Below are 16,820 nucleotides of genomic sequence, written 5' to 3'. Positions count from 1 at the left end.
ATACTGGGTAATGAAGTTGTGTATCAACGAACGCCTCAACGCACTTCTTATTCACCATAACCTGCTAAGGTTATAGGGACAAGCCGTACGGGCAATTAGTATCAGTTAGCTTAATGCATTACTGCACTTCCACACCTGACCTATCAACGTCCTGGTCTCGAACGACCCTTCAAAGAGCTCAAGGCTCTGGGAAATCTCATCTTAAGGCAAGTTTCCCGCTTAGATGCTTTCAGCGGTTATCTCTTCCAGACTTAGCTACCCGGCAATGCCACTGGCGTGACAACCGGTACACCAGAGGTCTGTCCACTCCGGTCCTCTCGTACTAGGAGCAGCCCCCTTCAAATTTCCAACGCCCACGGCAGATAGGGACCAAACTGTCTCACGACGTTTTAAACCCAGCTCACGTACCACTTTAAATGGCGAACAGCCATACCCTTGGGACCGGCTACAGCCCCAGGATGTGATGAGCCGACATCGAGGTGCCAAACTCCCCCGTCGATATGAACTCTTGGGAGGAATCAGCCTGTTATCCCCAGAGTACCTTTTATCCGTTGAGCGATGGCCCTTCCATACAGAACCACCGGATCACTATGTCCTACTTTCGTACCTGCTCGACTTGTCAGTCTCGCAGTTAAGCACGCTTATGCCATTGCACTATTAGCACGATGTCCGACCGTACCTAGCGTACCTTCGAACTCCTCCGTTACACTTTAGGAGGAGACCGCCCCAGTCAAACTGCCTACCATGCACTGTCCCCGACCCGGATAACGGGCCAAGGTTAGAACCTCAAATGAACCAGGGTGGTATTTCAAGGTTGGCTCCACGAGAACTGGCGTCCCCGCTTCAAAGCCTCCCACCTATCCTACACAGATTGATTCAAAGTCCAATGCAAAGCTACAGTAAAGGTTCATGGGGTCTTTCCGTCTAGCCGCGGGTAGATTGCATCATCACAAACACTTCAACTTCGCTGAGTCTCGGGAGGAGACAGTGTGGCCATCGTTACGCCATTCGTGCAGGTCGGAACTTACCCGACAAGGAATTTCGCTACCTTAGGACCGTTATAGTTACGGCCGCCGTTTACTGGGACTTCAATCAAGAGCTTGCACCCCATCATTTAATCTTCCAGCACCGGGCAGGCGTCACACCCTATACGTCCACTTTCGTGTTTGCAGAGTGCTGTGTTTTTATTAAACAGTCGCAGCCACCAGTTTATTGCAACCCGTTCACCCTACTGAAGTAAATCAGCCAAGCTACAAGGGCGTACCTTTTCCCGAAGTTACGGTACCAATTTGCCGAGTTCCTTCTCCCGAGTTCTCTCAAGCGCCTTAGAATACTCATCTCGCCCACCTGTGTCGGTTTGCGGTACGGTCTCGTATGACTGAAGCTTAGAGGCTTTTCTTGGAACCACTTCCGATTGCTTCGAGACCTAAGTCTCTCGTCCCACTCCCTTGAATTACGCGCCCGGATTTGCCTAAGCGCCTTCTATGAAGCAGCAACCAACTATTCCAACAGTTGGACAACCTTCCGCGATCCGTCCCCCCATCGCATCATACGACGGTGCAGGAATATTAACCTGCTTCCCATCAGCTACGCATCTCTGCCTCGCCTTAGGGGCCGACTCACCCTGCTCCGATGAACGTTGAACAGGAAACCTTGGGCTTACGGCGTGGGGGCTTTTCACCCCCATTATCGCTACTCATGTCAGCATTCGCACTTCTGATACCTCCAGCATCCTTTACAAGACACCTTCGCAGGCTTACAGAACGCTCTCCTACCATATGCTTGCGCATATCCGCAGCTTCGGTGACTGGCTTAGCCCCGTTACATCTTCCGCGCAGGACGACTCGATCAGTGAGCTATTACGCTTTCTTTAAATGATGGCTGCTTCTAAGCCAACATCCTGACTGTTTTAGCCTTCCCACTTCGTTTTCCACTTAGCCAATCTTTGGGACCTTAGCTGGCGGTCTGGGTTGTTTCCCTCTTGACGCCGGACGTTAGCACCCGACGTCTGTCTCCCAAGCTCGCACTCATCGGTATTCGGAGTTTGCAATGGTTTGGTAAGTCGCGATGACCCCCTAGCCATAACAGTGCTCTACCCCCGATGGTGATACTTGAGGCACTACCTAAATAGTTTTCGGAGAGAACCAGCTATTTCCAAGTTTGTTTAGCCTTTCACCCCTACCCACAGCTCATCCCCTAATTTTTCAACATTAGTGGGTTCGGACCTCCAGTGCGTGTTACCGCACCTTCATCCTGGCCATGAGTAGATCACTTGGTTTCGGGTCTACACCCAGCGACTATCGCCCTGTTCGGACTCGATTTCTCTACGGCTTCCCTATATGGTTAACCTTGCCACTGAATGTAAGTCGCTGACCCATTATACAAAAGGTACGCAGTCACGGAACAAGTCCGCTCCTACTGTTTGTATGCACACGGTTTCAGGATCTATTTCACTCCCCTCCCGGGGTTCTTTTCGCCTTTCCCTCACGGTACTGGTTCACTATCGGTCGATTACGAGTATTTAGCCTTGGAGGATGGTCCCCCCATATTCAGACAGGATTTCTCGTGTCCCGCCCTACTTGTCGCACGCTTAGTTCCACACATCGCATTTCACATACGGGGCTATCACCCGCTATGGCTCCTATTTCCAGAGGATTCTGTTATGCGTCATGCTAAAACGTGCAGGCTCTTCCCATTTCGCTCGCCACTACTTTGGGAATCTCGGTTGATTTATTTTCCTGCAGCTACTTAGATGTTTCAGTTCGCCGCGTTCGCTTTGCATACCTATGTATTCAGTATGCAATGACCTAAAAGGCCGGGTTTCCCCATTCGGAAATCTGCGGATCAAAGCTTGTTTGCTAGCTCCCCGCAGCTTATCGCAAGCTACTACGTCCTTCATCGCCTGTAATCGCCAAGGCATCCACCATGTGCACTTATTCACTTGTCCCTATAACGTTAGCCCCTTGCGACTAAACAAAGGAGCGGTCATAGAAATAAGAAGTACTACGTTGTTGCGTTTGTTGATACATACAATCATTACCCATCGCGTCACCTGTCGGTGTCGCGATCAATAAAAATTTACTTACTTCTTCCAGATTGTTAAAGAACGTACAGCACTTGATCTCTAAAAGATCAAATCTAAAGGCTTACCCTTACATTTGAACTCTTGGTGGAGGATGACGGGATCGAACCGACGACCCCCTGCTTGCAAAGCAGGTGCTCTCCCAGCTGAGCTAATCCCCCTGAGATTTACTACAGGCAGAAACTGGTAGGGCTGGTTGGACTCGAACCAACGACCCCCGCGTTATCAACACGGTGCTCTAACCAGCTGAGCTACAGCCCCAAATGCTGTTCTTTATATTGACAGTCGATAAGTGTGAACGCTTGATGAGTGAACCGTTTAACGGGTTCGTGCCACTCTAGAAAGGAGGTGATCCAGCCGCACCTTCCGATACGGCTACCTTGTTACGACTTCACCCCAGTCACGAATCCTACCGTGGTAAGCGCCCTCCTTGCGGTTAAGCTACCTACTTCTGGTAAAACCCGCTCCCATGGTGTGACGGGCGGTGTGTACAAGACCCGGGAACGTATTCACCGCGACATGCTGATCCGCGATTACTAGCGATTCCAACTTCATGCAGTCGAGTTGCAGACTACAATCCGGACTACGATACACTTTCTGCGATTAGCTCCCCCTCGCGGGTTGGCGGCGCTCTGTATGTACCATTGTATGACGTGTGAAGCCCTACCCATAAGGGCCATGAGGACTTGACGTCATCCCCACCTTCCTCCGGTTTGTCACCGGCAGTCTCATTAGAGTGCCCTTTCGTAGCAACTAATGACAAGGGTTGCGCTCGTTGCGGGACTTAACCCAACATCTCACGACACGAGCTGACGACAGCCATGCAGCACCTGTGTGATGGTTCTCTTTCGAGCACTCCCAAATCTCTCCGGGATTCCATCCATGTCAAGGGTAGGTAAGGTTTTTCGCGTTGCATCGAATTAATCCACATCATCCACCGCTTGTGCGGGTCCCCGTCAATTCCTTTGAGTTTTAATCTTGCGACCGTACTCCCCAGGCGGTCTACTTCACGCGTTAGCTGCGTTACCAAGTCAATTAAGACCCGACAACTAGTAGACATCGTTTAGGGCGTGGACTACCAGGGTATCTAATCCTGTTTGCTCCCCACGCTTTCGTGCATGAGCGTCAGTTTTGACCCAGGGGGCTGCCTTCGCCATCGGTGTTCCTCCACATATCTACGCATTTCACTGCTACACGTGGAATTCTACCCCCCTCTGCCAAACTCTAGCCTTGCAGTCTCCATTGCCATTCCCAGGTTGAGCCCGGGGATTTCACAACAGACTTACAAAACCGCCTGCGCACGCTTTACGCCCAGTAATTCCGATTAACGCTTGCACCCTACGTATTACCGCGGCTGCTGGCACGTAGTTAGCCGGTGCTTATTCTTCAGGTACCGTCATTAGGCCCCTGTATTAGAAAGACCCGTTTCTTCCCTGACAAAAGAGCTTTACAACCCGAAGGCCTTCTTCACTCACGCGGCATTGCTGGATCAGGCTTGCGCCCATTGTCCAAAATTCCCCACTGCTGCCTCCCGTAGGAGTCTGGACCGTGTCTCAGTTCCAGTGTGGCTGGTCGTCCTCTCAGACCAGCTACTGATCGATGCCTTGGTAGGCTTTTACCCTACCAACTAGCTAATCAGATATCGGCCGCTCCAGGAGCATGAGGTCTTGCGATCCCCCACTTTCATCCTTAGATCGTATGCGGTATTAGCGTAACTTTCGCTACGTTATCCCCCACTCCAGGGTACGTTCCGATATATTACTCACCCGTTCGCCACTCGCCGCCAGGTTGCCCCGCGCTGCCGTTCGACTTGCATGTGTAAGGCATGCCGCCAGCGTTCAATCTGAGCCAGGATCAAACTCTTCAGTTTAATCTCTGTTACTTTTGCCGTTTTACCGGCACTCTTATTGCTAAGAGGTCGCTCACTCAAAATACTGACAGGCCACTACTTTCGTAGCGCCTATTTCATTACTTCTTGTGAACATTTGATATTTTAAGTATCGCGGAACCGAGGTCCCGCGTGCACTTTCATCAAACGTCCACACTTATCGACTGTTAATTTTTAAAGAACTTGTTTGGTACTGCTTGCTGAAGAAGCGTTGTGTTCATCAGCGAAGAGGCAAGATTATGAGGCGTTTCGAATATTTCGTCAAGCACTTCTTTTTCTTCATCTTCTTCGTTTCACGCCGTATTGTGTACGTCGTTCTGCGAGGGGGCGAACTATAGCAAGCGGCAACAATTACCGCAAGGACTTTTAAAGCCTGACTGCAACATCCGGGTAAAGTCGCACCAGTGTCGCGGTCGCTATCTGTCTGATCAGCGCCGTCGCCGCTTCCGTGTCGGCCTTATCCCGGCGCAGGTCGTTCCATAATGCAACCAAAGCGGCGTCGTGCTGCGCCACCGCCTGCTCGACCTCCTCCTGCCAGAAGGCCGGCGCCTCGTTTTCGACGAAGTTGCCGCGTCCGCGTCCGAAATGGGCCACCGCCAGATAGCGCAGAATGCCGACCACCACCAGATTACGCATAAAGGCATCGGTAAATTGCACGGCGGCCTGATTGCGGTCGGTACTGGAATTGAAACCCCAAGCCGCGCCGGCAAACGTCAATGCGCCGACCACACCGCCCAGCAAGGCGCCGCCGCCCAAAGTCAGCCCGCCCGCCATCACGTCGGCGGACAAGCCGGTCGCCGCGCCCGAGATCACGGCGCCCAGTAATCCAGCCTGCGCCTTATCGATAGGAGCGCGCACAGCGAAGTTTTCGCGCACACGCTCGTTGATCTTGCCTGCGTCGGTTGGGTCGAGCTGGTGCAGGATCAGCAGTTCGCGCGTCGATTCGACCGTCGCCTGGTTCAGCCGCGCGATCAGATTGCCCATGGCACGGTCCTGGCGCTGCTGCTCATCGTTCTTGCCGATGCCCACCACCTTCAGCGCCGATTTGAGCATGCTCGAAGGCACGGCCTCGACCGCCTCGCTATCGCGCGCGGCAGCCGCCAACTGCTTGGCCAGCAAGCGGATCGCGTGATCGTAGCGGCGCACGTTGGCCGCTTCCCACGTCGCGAACAAACGGGCATAACCGGCCTGCTGCGACGGATCGAGCAATTTCCCCACCACTTCATAGAAGACGCGCTCATGCACCCAGCAGCGGGCGAAGGCATCCAGCGCCAACACCTCGCGTACTGCCTGGTATTGAGCCAGATGCTCGCGCCAACGTCCCTGCTCCGCCTGTTCTTCGGCGGCGGGACGGGGCCGCCCGGTCTGGTTCAGCAAGACTACCACCGGCTTGCCAATCCACTCCAGTATCTTCATTTCCGCCGGCACATAGCCGGCATCTTTCGGATTTTCCGAGGAGTTGACCAGATAAAGAACGACGTCCGCCGATTCCTTTGCGGTGCGCAAGGCGTTCTGGCTGAGCCAGAACGGCCGGTCGCGGTAGCGGTCCAGCACTTCCCGCAAGAACCAGCCGATCGGGTTGCCCGACTGCCCCAGCCGCTTGAGCAGGCGGACAGAGTCGCCGAAACCCGGCGTATCCCACAATTGCAGGCTGTCGCCCTGCGGCGTCGTCAGCAGGGTGTGCGACTCGGCGAAGATGGTGACGTGGGCGGCGTCGCGCACTTCGCCGATGTCCATGCCGACCAGGGTGCGCGCCAACGTGGTCTTGCCATTATTGGTATGCGAAATCAGTGCGAACTGGATTTGCACCGCGTCCGCAGCGGCTTTTTCAATCGAAACGTTCATGCGGCAGCCGACATTTTCAGCCCGACGCCGGCGTCGAGCGGGTGGATGGAAGGATTCAGCAGATTCACAACGGTCGCCGTGGTCTGGTGGAAATGGCAGAACTCTTGCCACAGGGCGGTTCTCTCGGCCAGGCCGCGCTGGTCGGCCTGGCCCATGCGCTCCACGAAGGAGGATTCGTCGAGCAGCACGGCGATGCCGCGCGGCGACGCTTTCACCAGATAATCGAGAAACGCGCCATGGTTTTCCTTTTCAGGCGTCGCGGTCAAATTAAATAGCACCGCCGTCATGGTCACGTTCGGATCGTTGAGGTCGACGTCGCGCAGCACCTCGCGCGGCTCCTCGCCGTAGGAGGTCGACGGCCGTAGCATCATGCGGCCCTGCTCGCCAAACAGCATGATGGCGATCTGCCCCAAACCGCGATGCCGGGCCTCGTCGACGGTAAAGCTGAACGGCAACACGCGCAGCATGCCGCCGGTGCCGGCGCCGATGGTCTCGTTAAGCTTGCGGAAATATGGCTGATCGAGATCGAGCGGGAAACGCCGGCTCAGCCGCGCCGCGCGCCAGTTGGCCACCAGCGCCAGCAGCAAGCGCGGCAGCACGACCAGCAGGAAGATCGTTGCTGCGTACAGATGCACCCAGCGGGCGCCGCCTTCGGGCGCCGTGGTCTGCGGGAAGCGCAGCGCCTCGATCTCGGCCAGGGTGAAGCCCTGCAACTGGAAGACGGCAATGGCTGGCGCAAACAACAAGGACAGCAGGCTGTGCAGCTGCGTGGCGTCGAGGAAGGTGCTTTCCCAGCCGGCCGCATATTGGGACAGCAGGCCACGTCCATATAAAGAGAGCACCGCGCCGAGCGCGAACATGGCCGCGCTCAGGTGGATGGTACGGCCGAGCCGGGCGGCCGTCAGCTTGGCGCTCAGTTGCGACCATTCGCCCATAAAGCCCAGCAATCCGGTCGCCAGCGCCGGCGGCACCTTGCGCGGCACCGCCAGCTTGCCCACGCTGAGGCGGCGTATCAAGCCCGACGTCGGCCCGCCGGTGGCGCGCGCCGGGATGAACAGACTGATCAACAAGCCCAGATAGACCAGCAAATTCCAGGCAATGATCAGCAACAGCGGCGCCGACAGCAAATCGACGCGGTGCGGATCGGTGATGCGGTCGAGCGCCGCGCCCAGCGCCAGGGCCAGCACCGGCAACAGCCACGCCAGCGCCCGCAAACCGGTCGACCGCTTGGCGAAGCCGGCAAACGCCGGCGTGCGCTCGGCGAGGCGTTTCAGTATCTGTTCCGAGCGCTGCTGCAGGAAATCGTCGGGCGTGACGTCCGCATGCTTGTCCGAGGCCTGCCACTGCGCAAGTTCGCGCGCGCTGCGGCTGGCGTACATGCGGTCGTCCTCGCTGAGCACTTCCTTCTTCTGGTCGGCCAATTCGATGGCGCGCACCAAGACGACGTCCCTGGCAATCTGCTCGTTCATAGTGCTCCTGTGTTTGGTCAAAGCGACAACTCGACAGGATTGTGAACCAATTTAGCGAATCAGGCCAATTCCGCACGCCGTTCGGCAGGTTTCAGCGTGCGGTAGAGAACGACAACGACGAATACGGCAACCCACATCGACCAGAGCGTGTGCGTGAGGAAATGCGCGCCGCGCAATTGCTGCATCCAGCCGACGGCCAGGCCGAAGGCCAGCATCAAGCCGCCGACGGCGGCCGCCATCCGGGGCCGATGCGGCAACCAGAACACGGCCAACGCCACCAGCCACAGCGCGCTCGACGCGTGGCCGCCAGGCAGGCACTGCCCCGGCGACACGCCCACAGGCAACATCTCCAGCAGCCGCACATAGGGCTCGCGGCCGCCATAGCGCTGCAAATCCCAAGGGCAATGCGAATCGCTGAAGTGTTTCAGCACGCTAATGCAGGTCGGCACCAGGATGGCCGACAGCGCCAGCACGCGCAAGCCGGTGCGGCGCGGCGCGGTCCAATACGGCTGTGGACGCGCCCAATCCCACGCGGCCAGCGCCACGGCCATCACGCCCAATACCTGCAAGATGGTCTTCAATATGTCGTGATTGAACCGTTCGGCCAGCCAGGCATGACGCCAGGGGAACGTCCCGCTGGCGCGGTCGAACATGGCATCGGCCAGCGCCAGATCGATATTGGTGTAGTTGCCGATCCAGAGGATCAGGACGGCCGATACGAACATGACAACGTCGATGGTGCGCAGCACGCCTCTTGGTTTAAGACTGGTTAGCGAGCGTGCAAGCATGGAAAATATCAAGTCGAGGGTTGTAGACGGCCGTGCTGATGTTCAGCATGCCGAGGAAAGAATGGAACACGTTGTCGTGCGAGAACTCCTGTCCACGCCGCGCCTCCAGGCAGCGCTGGTCCAGGTTGAAACGGTCGCGGTAGCCCTGGTCCAGCCACAGCATGAAGGGCACATGGCGCTGTTCATCCGGCGAAATGAAATACGGCGCGCCGTGCAGATACATATTCTTTTCGCCCAGCGATTCGCCGTGGTCCGAAAAATACATGAAGGCGGTATCGACGTTGTCGGCGGCGCCGGCCGCGCGCAGCAGGTCGATGGTCTTGCTCAGGAAATAGTCGGTATAGGCGATGGTGTTGTCGTAGGCGGCCACGATGGATTCGCGCGAACACTTCTCCAGCTCGTTGCTGGTGCAAACGGGACCGAAACGCTGGAACGCGGGCGGATAGCGCTTCCAGTACGCCGGCCCGTGGCTGCCCTTCTGGTGCAGCACGATGACCAGATCCTGCTTGGCGTTGCGGATGATTTCCGGCAGGCCCTGCAGCATGCGCTCGTCGAAGCACTCCTCCTGGTTACAGAACGGATCGCCGGCCTTCGGCTGCGACATGTCCTCATACGCCACGCGGTCGCACACGCCTTTGCAGCCCGAATTATTGTCGCGCCACAGCACCTGCAAGCCTGCATGGCTGAGCACGTCGAGCAAGCCCTCCCGCGCCTTCGCCTTATCGTCCGAATAATCGACGCGGGCGAAACCGGAAAACAGGCAGGGAACGGAAATCGCCGTGGCCGTACCGCACGATTGCACATTGCTGAAGTTGAGCAGCCCGGCCTGGTGCGACAGCAACGGATTGGTGTCGCGCTGGTAGCCATTGAGCGAGAAGTTCATCGCACGCGCGGTTTCGCCGACCACCATGATGGTCACGGTGCGGCGTTTTTGCTGCGCCCATAGGGTGCCCTTCATGGCGTCGCTGCCCAGCGGCGCAATCACCATTGCGCGCGCCATTTTACGCTTGACGAAAGAGTTTCCGGCCTGGATGACATTTGTCGGCGTCAGCAGGAAGCGCATCTGGCGGTACTCGCGCACGGCCGGCGCCAAGGTCTTGAAGAATCCCATCATCAGGACGCCGGCCACCAGCAAGGACACGACGATCACGGCGGGATTGATCAGCAGCGCGCGGCGCAGCGGCGGAAACTCCAGCTTGAGGCGATACACCAGCGCCGACGGCAGCACCCCCAGCAGGGAAATCGTCAGCACCAGGCTCCAGCTGAACAGCTCGGTAGCCTCATGCACATCGGTTTCCATGACGTTCTGCAGCATCGAAGCGTCGATGGCGATGCCGTAGCGGTTCATGAAATAGCTGCTGAAGGCCGTGACGAAAAACAGCAGGATCAGCACCGGCTTGATCACATAGCGGAAACTGAACAGTGTCAGAAAGGCGTTGAAGGCCAGCGCCAGCAGCGTGAACGATGCGAGATACAGCGGCACATTGGCCAACTGGAAGCCGCCGGTGGCGACAAAGAACGTTTGCCAAAAGCTAAAGTTGTACACGAGTACAAAGAAAGCGGCCACCGCCAGGATCAGGTACTGCACGTGAACGCGCGGCACACGCAACAACGGTGTGACGCGCAACAGTGGCAGCAAGCGCGCGCGGTGATGACTAAGCGTTAAGTTCGGATGTATGTTCAACGGAGGCTCCTGAATTCCAGCCTCCACCTTACTAACCTGCCGGTCAACTCCGCGTCAAAGATGCGTTAAGTTTACGTTAAATTCCTCAAGGAAATCTAACTTCAAACACGCTGCCGCCGCCGACGCGCTCGCTGTAAGCCAGGTCCGCGCCCAGATAGGCGCAAATGCGCTGCACCAGCCCCAGACCCAAGCCGGTGCCCGACGATCCGCTGGCGCCGGCCGGGATGGCCTCGTTCAGCAACCGCGCGCGGGCCGCCGCCGGCAAGCCGGGACCGGTATCCTCGACGATCAGCGACCGGCCGGCCAGGCGCACGACCACCTCGCCCTGCATGGTATAAAGACAAGCATTGCGCACCAGGTTGCCGATGGCCGCGATCAACAGTTCGCGCGGCGCGTGGATCATGAAATCCTCGCCCCCGGCATACCGCAACTCCAGCGGCTTGGCCGCCGTCAGGGTCTGGCAGCGCGCCGCCTCCTCGCCGGCCAGCCCGGCGGCCGAGACCGACGTCATCTCCAGCATGTCCGGCGAGCGCGCCAGCCGCAGCAGCACCGTCACCGAGTCGGACGCGTCGCGCGCGGCGCGGTAGATGCGCTCCGACGCGGCGTGGATGGCGGGGTTGGCATGCGTCTGCGTCATCAGGATTTCCGCCGCGCCGGTGATGACGGTCAGCGGGGTGCGCAACTCGTGGCTGACGTCGCCGGTGAAAAAGCGCTCGCGGTCCAGAACTTCGGTCAACTCCTTGGTTCGCGCAGAAAACGCCCGCGCCAGAATGCCCAACTCGTCCGGGCTGTCCTGCAACGGCAAGTCCGGGCGGCGCGCCTGCACCGCAGCAGCCAGTCCCATGATCGGCGCGACCAGGCTGTTGCCGATATAGGCGCCGAACATCATCGAGCAGATCAAAAACCCGATAAAGCCGATGGCGAACATGCCATATACCACCACTTCGATTTTTTCGTACGCGCTGGCGTGATCGACCACCGCGTAGCGTCCGTTCGCGTCCCGACCGGACCAGACATGCAAATCGACGCCATCGACGGTGATCTCGGTCGCACCGTCGGGTAAATCGCGCAACGAGAGCGGAATTTCGGCGTCGTGATGGAAGCTGAGGCCGGCCGGCATTTCCACCGGCAAACCGCCGGCATGGCGCGGCGAGGCCCAGGCGGCCACTTCCTGCAGGCGCTCGTCGACCAGCTTGACCTCGATGCCTTCGACGGCGACGGCGGCGATGACGGCGAAAAACAGGATGCCGGCGGCGGCGAACGTCAGATAGGCGACGACGATACGCCGGCGCAAGGATTTAAACGGTGGCATCGGAAGCTAGCAGTTTATAGCCGATGCCCGGAACGGTGCGCAGCATGGCGAATTCAAAAGGTTTGTCGAGCGCCTGGCGCAGCGCATGAATATGGGTGCGCAAGGCGTCGCTGTCCGGACGGTCCTCGCCCCACACTTCCTGCTCCAGCAATTCGCGCGGCACCAGCTTGGGCGCTTGCGTCATCAGGCATTTGAGAATGGTGTAGCCGGTCCTGGTCAGCGCCAGCGGGGTGCCGGCGCGCTTGACCTCGAAATTTTCGGTATCGAAGCGCAAGTCGCCGACGCTGAGCACGGCGGCACCGATGGTCTGGCCGCGCGCGCGCCGCAGCAAGGCGTTCAGGCGCACCTCCAGCTCGACCAGCGAAAACGGCTTGACCAGGTAATCGTCGGCGCCGCTGTCGAAGCCGGCCACCTTGTCCTGCAGCGTATCGCGCGCCGTCAGCATCAACACCGGTGTGGCGTCCCGCAACTCGGTGCGCAGCTTCTGGCACAGCTCCAATCCCGTCATGCCGGGCAGCATGACGTCCAGTACGATGACGTCGTACTCGTGCTGCGCCGCCAGCGCCAGGCCGGCGTAGCCGTTCGCCGCCGAATCGAGCACGTGCCCTTTCGCCTCCAGGAACGCATACAGATTGGCCAGGATGTCGGGATTGTCTTCAATAATCAGAATACGCATGGAAGTCCGGCTGGCTTACAGGCCGTCAAAATTGGCCGGCCGCTTTTCCAGGAAAGCTTTCATGCCTTCTTTTTGGGCAGGCGTACCGAACGCGGCATGGAACAGGCGGCGCTCGTAGCCCACGCCTTCGGTCAGCGGAACCTCATAAGCGCGGTTGACGGCATCCTTGACCATCATCGCCACCGAGGTCGGCATCGCGGCGATCACGGTCGCGGCGGCCAGCACTTCCTCGATCAGCTTGTCGGCCGGGACGATGCGCGACACCAAGCCCATACGCTCGGCCTCGACCGCGTCGATGGTGCGGGCGGTCAACAACATATCCATCGCCTTGGCCTTGCCGATCGCGCGCGGCAGGCGCTGCGAGGCGCCGGCGCCCGGGGTGACGCCGATCTTGATCTCCGGCTGGCCGAATTTGGCGGTATCGGCGGCGATCACGAAGTCGCACATCATCGCCAGCTCGCAGCCGCCGCCCAGCGCGTAGCCGGCCACGGCGCCCACCACCGGTTTGCGCACGCGCAGGATGTGCTCCCAGTTGCGGCCGATGTAGTTGTCGCGATAGGTATCCACATACGTGTAGTCGACCATGGCGGCGATGTCGGCGCCGGCCGCGAAGGCTTTCTCGCTGCCGGTCAGGACGATGCAGCCGATCGCCGGATCGGCGTCAAACTTGAACAAGGCCTCGCCAAGTTCGTTCATCATGCGGTCATTGAGCGCGTTCAGCGCCTTGGGACGGTTCAGGCGGATCAGCGCGACTTTGCCGTGCACTTCAACGATCAGGTCTTCATATTGCATGGTTGTTGCCTCCATGGTGGAATTTTATGGGTCGATTGTAGCGCCTATCACCGCCGCTGGTATTATTGAAGCTTGGCAACTTACTTCGGCGAGCCTCCCATTTTTACCTCACTGCGCCGCCCGCTGCGCGACAAGCTGGCCGCTGATCCCTTGCTGGGCAATAGCGACTTTCTGCGTTACTGGTTCAGCGCCATCCTCAACGGCTTCGGCAGCTATATCGGCGCGCTGGCCGTGCCGCTGTGCGCGGTGTTGCTGCTCAAGGCCACGCCGGCGCAAATGGGCATGCTGGGCGCCGCGGCGGCGATGCCGTTCGCGCTGTTCGCGCTGCCGGCCGGCGTGGTGCTGGACCGCAACCGCAAGCTGCCGATCCTGCTTGCCAGCAAGGCCATCCAGGCCACCGCCCTGTTCAGCATCCCCGCCGCTTACTGGATGGGCGTGTTGTCGGTCGAGTGGATGTATGCGGTCGCCTTCACCACCGGCGCCTGCAACGTCGTCGGCGGCGGCGCCGAACAGGTTTTCCTGACCAATTTGATCGGCCGCGAGCGCCTGATGGACGCGCAATCCAAATTCGCCGCCACCGACTCCGCGTCGCGGCTGCTGGCGCCGGGACTGGCGGGGGTGCTGATCCAATGGCTCACCGCGCCCTACGCGGTGCTGCTCAACGCCCTGGGTTTTGTACTGTCGATCCTGCTGCTGCGCAATCTGAGGGCCAACGATCCGAAACCGGCGCCGTCCGACAAGCACCCGCTGCGCGATATCCGCGACGGCCTGCAATTCATCTGGAAGCAGCAACTGCTGCGCACCCTGGCCTGGAGCGTGGGCGCCTGGCACATGCTGTTTTACGGCTATGCGGCGCTGGCCGTGCTGTTCGCCACCCGCGACCTGGGCATGAGCGCGGGCATGCTGGGCGCGGCGCAAATGGTCGGCGGCCTCGGCGTGCTGGCCAGCTCGATGCTGCTCAAGCCGCTGACCCAGCGCTATGGCGCCAGCGGCACCATCCTGATCGGCATTGGCCTGACCGCCTTCGCCTTTACGATGACGCCGATGATACCGGCCAAGCTGTTCGGCTATCCGGCCGCCAGCGCGACCGCGTGCGCGGCCTTGTCGTTCTTCCTCGACTGCGGCGTGATGCTGTTTGTCATGCCGTACATGGCCATCCGGCAGAAGGTCACGCCGGACGCCTACCTGGGCCGCATGGTGTCGACGATGCGCTTCCTGACCATCGCGGTGGCGCCGCTGGGCGCCCTCACGGCCGGTTATATCGGCGAGCATTTCAGCGTGCGAACCGGGCTGGCGTGCGTGGCGGTGGGGGCCATCGTGCTGACCGCATGCATGGCCGTGTCCGCGTCGCTGCGCGAGACCGAACAGCCGGCGGTGGCCGCGTCGTAACCGGCCCTGCCAAGGGCCCTACCGTGCGCCGGAAATCCGGCCAAGACATTAGGCTGACTCCAGTATCAACCGATCCTGATAGGAGTGCGCCATGTTCAAAACCATACTATTGCCGACCGACGGCTCGGACCTGTCGGACAAGGCGACCGCGACTGCGGTCGAGTTCGCCAAACTGAATCGCGCCAAGATCGTCAGCATCACCGTGATCCAGCCTTTGCCGCTGGCGTCGATGGGTGACGGCGGCGCCGTGATCGACTCCGGCCAGTTCGCCGTCAAGATGCAGGAAGCGGCGCGCAGCTACATCGACAAGGTGGCGGCGGCCGCGCGCGCGGCCGATATTCCGTTCGAGGGGGTGATTTCGGTGTCGCACACCCCGTACGAGGAAATCGTCGAGGCGGCGAAAAAATTCGAGTGCGACCTCATCATGATGGCGTCGCACGGACACACTGGCATCAACAAGCTGCTGCTGGGCAGCCAGACCGACAAGGTGCTGGCGCACACGACCTTGCCGGTGTTGGTGTTGAGGTGACCCTCGCGCTTTACGGCTGCTTGGGCAACAACACCCAGACATTGCCGCGCTGCTTCATGCGGCCGGCGTTTTCCGCCGCCTCGGTGCCGAAGCCGAAGAAGTAGTCGACCCGGATCGCGCCACGGATGGCGCCGCCGGTATCCTGCGCCATCACCAGGCGTTGCAGCGGAATATCGCTGTTAGGCATCGTGGTGGCCAGGAACATCGGCGCGCCCAGCGGCAGCTGCGAGGCGTCGATCGCCACCGAACGCTGCGGCGTCAGCGGCACGCCCTGCGCGCCCTTCGGACCGACTTTCGGGTCCGGCAGCTTCTCTTCTTTGAAGAACACATAGCTCGGGTTCACATTGAATAGTTCCTGCATCCGGGTAGGATGGCCGGCTATCCAGGCCTTGATGCCCTGCGCCGACGCCTGCTCCAGGGTCAACTCGCCCTTCTCCACCAGGTACTTGCCGATCGATTTGTACGGATGACCGTTCTGGTCGGCGTAGGCCACGCGCACGGTTTCCTGCGTATCGGTCAGCTGGACGCGGCCCGAACCCTGCACCTGCAGGAAGAACGACTCCACCGGATCGTCGACCCAAAGCAATTCCTTGCCGATGAAATCGGCCTTTTCGATGTCGGCGCGGGTCGCGTACGGCACCACCTTCTTGCCGACCAGCTTGCCCCGCAGGCGCATGCCTTTCAGCTCCGGATAGACGCTCGCCAGATCGACGGTGACCATGTCGTCCGGCACCTTGAACAGCGGCGTTTGATACGGACCGCCCTTTTTTCGGGCGCCGCGCAGCAGCGGCTCGTAGTAGCCGGTGACCAGCCCGTCGGTGGCGCCGTCCGGCGCGATCACCTGGTTCGGCACCATGAACGCCTCGAAGAAGGTGCGGATAGCCTTGTCGTCGGCGGCGTTGACGCTGCGCGCGATCGAGCACGACTCCTTCCACTGCGGCTGCTTGATCAGCACGGCGCACGACGACATGAAAGCCGGCCAGGCGGCGCGCACATCGTCGCGGTCCCAGCCGGGCAACGATGCGAAGGTGGTCGGCACCATCCGCAGCGCCGCCGGGGCGGTCGGTGTGACCGGGGCTGTAGGCGTGGCGGGCGTGGCGGGCTTGGCAGGGACGGCGGGCACGGTGGGCGGCGCCGGCTGTCCGGCCGGTTTTTCCGCCGGGATCGGCGTGGTGGTGCAGGCGGCCAGCGAAAGCGCGACGACGGACAGCGGAACGAGTAGACTACGACGTGTAAATGACATAAGGATAGCTATGTGGGTACTGATGTTGGAAGCATGCGTGGCGTTTTTCCTGCTGGTATTCATCGTCTGGTGGACGATGTACCAGGGCAAAGGCAAAAACAAGAAGTTGCCCCCGCCTGAGCG

The 16,820-nt window shown here is 59.7% G+C and carries 10 protein-coding genes, 2 tRNA genes and 2 rRNA genes; 2 read left to right on the top strand and 12 right to left on the bottom strand.

Annotated features, from left to right (window positions below; genetic code table 11):
- Positions 1–74 precede the first annotated feature (74 nt).
- The 11 genes from NHH73_05395 to NHH73_05345 form a co-directional block, all read right to left on the bottom strand.
- A 23S ribosomal RNA gene (locus tag NHH73_05395) occupies positions 75–2,947 on the bottom strand.
- 220 nt (positions 2,948–3,167) lie between these two features.
- Positions 3,168–3,243 (bottom strand) — tRNA-Ala (locus NHH73_05390).
- Positions 3,244–3,266: 23 nt separating this feature from the next.
- Positions 3,267–3,343, bottom strand: a tRNA-Ile gene (locus NHH73_05385).
- 80 nt (positions 3,344–3,423) lie between these two features.
- Positions 3,424–4,952, bottom strand: a 16S ribosomal RNA gene (locus NHH73_05380).
- The 16S and 23S rRNA genes sit together here with 2 tRNA genes alongside, the layout of an rRNA operon.
- A 384-nt stretch (positions 4,953–5,336) precedes the next feature.
- Entirely contained in the window at positions 5,337–6,815 is a 1,479-nt protein-coding gene (locus NHH73_05375; protein USX27735.1) for a GTPase domain-containing protein, read from the bottom strand.
- The gene (locus tag NHH73_05370; GenBank protein USX27734.1) at positions 6,812–8,284 is read right to left on the bottom strand and encodes a DUF2868 domain-containing protein; all 1,473 of its coding nucleotides are present in this window, start codon (positions 8,282–8,284) and stop codon (positions 6,812–6,814) included. The genes NHH73_05375 and NHH73_05370 overlap by 4 nt, the downstream gene beginning before the upstream one ends.
- Before the next feature lie 59 nt (positions 8,285–8,343).
- Entirely contained in the window at positions 8,344–9,033 is a 690-nt protein-coding gene (locus NHH73_05365) for a phosphatase PAP2 family protein (GenBank protein USX27733.1), read from the bottom strand.
- Between the two features lie 10 nt (positions 9,034–9,043).
- On the bottom strand, positions 9,044–10,711 hold the full coding sequence (locus tag NHH73_05360; GenBank protein USX27732.1) for a phosphoethanolamine--lipid A transferase: 1,668 nt from the start codon (positions 10,709–10,711) through the stop codon (positions 9,044–9,046).
- A 130-nt stretch (positions 10,712–10,841) separates the two neighbouring features.
- Positions 10,842–12,068, bottom strand: a complete 1,227-nt coding sequence (locus tag NHH73_05355) for an ATP-binding protein (protein ID USX27731.1) — start codon at positions 12,066–12,068, stop codon at positions 10,842–10,844.
- Positions 12,055–12,744, bottom strand: coding sequence for a response regulator transcription factor (locus NHH73_05350; protein ID USX27730.1), 690 nt, complete (start codon positions 12,742–12,744; stop codon positions 12,055–12,057). Before NHH73_05350 ends, NHH73_05355 begins: the two co-directional genes overlap by 14 nt.
- A gap of 15 nt (positions 12,745–12,759) precedes the next feature.
- Positions 12,760–13,536, bottom strand: coding sequence for an enoyl-CoA hydratase (locus NHH73_05345; GenBank protein USX27729.1), 777 nt, complete (start codon positions 13,534–13,536; stop codon positions 12,760–12,762).
- A 72-nt stretch (positions 13,537–13,608) separates the two neighbouring features.
- Here NHH73_05345 and NHH73_05340 point away from each other — a divergent pair, with 72 nt between their 5' ends.
- Positions 13,609–14,925, top strand: a complete 1,317-nt coding sequence (locus tag NHH73_05340; protein ID USX27728.1) for an MFS transporter — start codon at positions 13,609–13,611, stop codon at positions 14,923–14,925.
- A 91-nt stretch (positions 14,926–15,016) separates the two neighbouring features.
- A complete protein-coding gene (locus NHH73_05335; protein ID USX27727.1) occupies positions 15,017–15,454 on the top strand; it encodes a universal stress protein in 438 nt (145 codons plus the stop codon).
- Between the two features lie 10 nt (positions 15,455–15,464).
- Here NHH73_05335 and NHH73_05330 read toward each other — a convergent pair whose 3' ends face one another.
- Complete coding sequence (locus tag NHH73_05330; GenBank protein USX27726.1) at positions 15,465–16,697, bottom strand: murein transglycosylase A; 1,233 nt, start codon at positions 16,695–16,697, stop codon at positions 15,465–15,467.
- Positions 16,698–16,820 lie beyond the last annotated feature (123 nt).

This window comes from Oxalobacteraceae bacterium OTU3CINTB1 (genome assembly GCA_024123955.1).
GTDB lineage: Bacteria > Pseudomonadota > Gammaproteobacteria > Burkholderiales > Burkholderiaceae_D > Rugamonas.
The sequence above is the reverse complement of the archived record's forward strand: the minus strand, read 5'-3'. Positions and strand labels throughout refer to the sequence as shown.

Bases quoted from the DNA above. Each gene is read 5' to 3' on its own strand.
- NHH73_05375 (USX27735.1), bottom strand. From the start codon at position 6,815: ATGAACGTTTCGATTGAAAAAGCCGCTGCGGACGCGGTGCAAATCCAG.
- NHH73_05370 (USX27734.1), bottom strand. From the start codon at position 8,284: ATGAACGAGCAGATTGCCAGGGACGTCGTCTTGGTGCGCGCCATCGAA.
- NHH73_05355 (USX27731.1), bottom strand. From the start codon at position 12,068: ATGCCACCGTTTAAATCCTTGCGCCGGCGTATCGTCGTCGCCTATCTG.
- NHH73_05350 (USX27730.1), bottom strand. From the start codon at position 12,744: ATGCGTATTCTGATTATTGAAGACAATCCCGACATCCTGGCCAATCTG.
- NHH73_05345 (USX27729.1), bottom strand. From the start codon at position 13,536: ATGCAATATGAAGACCTGATCGTTGAAGTGCACGGCAAAGTCGCGCTG.
- NHH73_05335 (USX27727.1), top strand. From the start codon at position 15,017: ATGTTCAAAACCATACTATTGCCGACCGACGGCTCGGACCTGTCGGAC.
- NHH73_05330 (USX27726.1), bottom strand. From the start codon at position 16,697: ATGTCATTTACACGTCGTAGTCTACTCGTTCCGCTGTCCGTCGTCGCG.